The sequence below is a fragment of the Mesorhizobium sp. CA14 genome, from assembly GCF_020165195.1.
GTDB lineage: Bacteria > Pseudomonadota > Alphaproteobacteria > Rhizobiales > Rhizobiaceae > Mesorhizobium.
Window position 1 is genome coordinate 1 of sequence record NZ_JAIUHR010000062.1, and the last position, 1,341, is coordinate 1,341.

Consider the following 1,341-nt stretch of genomic DNA (forward strand, 5'->3'; position numbering starts at 1 on the left):
GGTAGTGTGCTGAGAGTTCTGCAAATTCGCTGAGAGAGGGCGGTCATGGCAGGCTGGTGATTGTTCAAAGTCACCTGATTCCCGCGAAGGAACGCCACCATGACCAAGACCGAAGATAAATCCGCCATAGCTGCCGTCAAAGACATTCTGCTTTCGAACCCGGATGGGCTGCACGAAGTGATCCGCGCGGTGATGCAGGAGGTGCTCGAGGCCGAGATGGACGAGGCTCTGGGTGCTTCGAAGAGCGAGCGCACGCCGGAGCGGCTCGGCTACCGCTCTGGGTATTACGGCCGCACGCTTGTCACCCGTGTCGGCAAGCTGGAGCTGCGGGTTCCGCAGGACCGGCAGGGGCGCTTCTCCACCGAGCTGTTCGAGCGCTACCAGCGTTCCGAGCGGGCCTTGGTGGCGACGCTCGCGGAGATGTACGTGCAGGGCGTGTCGACCCGCAAGGTCAAGGCGATCACGGAAGAGCTGTGCGGGCATGCCTTCTCGGCCTCGTCGATCTCGGCCATCAACAAGCGCCTGGACGAGAGCCTGAAGGCCTTCGCCGAGCGCCCGCTGCAAGAGCCCTTTGCCTACCTCATCCTCGATGCCCGCTACGAGAAGGTGCGCGAGGCCGGCATCGTCATGAGCCAGGCGGTGCTGATCGCGGTCGGCATCGACTGGGACGGGCGGCGCCAGATCCTGGCCGTGGAGATGGCCAATCGCGAGAGCCGCTCGGCCTGGAAGCACTTCCTCGTCGCGCTCAAGGCGCGCGGCCTCAGGGGCGTCGAACTGGTCGTGTCCGACGACCATGCCGGCCTGGTCGCGGCGATCGGCGAGGTGATCCCGGAAGCGGCCTGGCAGCGCTGCTACGTGCACTTCCTCAGGAACGCGCTCGATCACCTGCCGAGGAAGCATGGCGACGACTGCCTGCAGGAGCTCAGATGGCTCTACGACCGGCGCGATCTCGCCGAGGCCAAGGCCGATCTCGCCGCGTGGCTTGCCAAATGGTCGGGCCGCTATCCCAGGCTGACGACGTGGGTGGAGGAGACCATCGAGGGCACGCTGACCTTCTTCCGCCTGCCGCGCCAGCACCACAAGCACCTGAAGTCCACCAACATGCTGGAACGCCTCAACGAAGAGATCAGGCGCCGCACCTATGTCGTGCGCATCTTTCCCAACGCCGAAAGCTGCCTGCGCCTGGTCAGGGCGCTGGCCGTCGAAACCAACGAAAACTGGATGGAGGCCAACCGCTACATCAACATGGACGACCTGCGCGAGCACAAGAAGCTCGCTCTGCGCCAAGCCGCATGACCAGCCTCGTGGCCGCCCCTTTTGCAGAACTTGACGCACACAACC

At 64.5% G+C, this 1,341-nt stretch carries 1 protein-coding gene; it reads left to right on the top strand.

Features of this window, described 5'->3' with window-relative positions:
* The first annotated feature begins 99 nt into the window (after nt 1–99).
* Nucleotides 100–1,296, top strand: coding sequence for an IS256 family transposase (locus LB565_RS29750; protein WP_224589626.1), 1,197 nt, complete (start codon nt 100–102; stop codon nt 1,294–1,296).
* Nucleotides 1,297–1,341: the final 45 nt, after the last annotated feature.

Excerpts from the sequence above, each read along its gene's own strand:
- LB565_RS29750 (WP_224589626.1), top strand. The coding sequence starts at position 100 with ATGACCAAGACCGAAGATAAATCCGCCATAGCTGCCGTCAAAGACATT.